Source organism: Pseudomonas sp. 2995-1 (genome assembly GCF_002742505.1).
GTDB lineage: Bacteria > Pseudomonadota > Gammaproteobacteria > Pseudomonadales > Pseudomonadaceae > Aquipseudomonas > Aquipseudomonas sivasensis.
In genome coordinates this window covers 1-254 of record NZ_LJSA01000133.1, presented here as the reverse complement: position 1 = coordinate 254, position 254 = coordinate 1, and the positions used below count along the sequence as shown (strand labels likewise).

At 31.9% G+C, this 254-nt stretch carries 1 protein-coding gene; it reads right to left on the bottom strand.

The window, feature by feature from the left end; all coding sequences use genetic code 11:
* The coding region (locus AOA61_RS31105) for a hypothetical protein (protein ID WP_218197312.1) at positions 1–254 on the bottom strand (254 nt) is incomplete at both ends.

Here is a 254-nt window from a genome sequence, read left to right as displayed (position 1 = left end):
ATCTAAAGCTCCCAAATAATCCCCAGACTCAATAAAATCCTCCTCATATGTCTCCCTTTGCCGTTCTTTCGAAAAATTCTTTCCAAGTTTTTTTAAGAGCCCTGCCCAATTCGGAACCCCAAATGGCATTGATAAACCGGCTCCAATAAAAGGGATTATCTTTTCTCTATTTTTTAATAAAGATTCGATATTTTTAAAATAATCCTGTACAAAATAATGTTCTTGTAATTTTTGTTTAATTTGATTTTGGATTA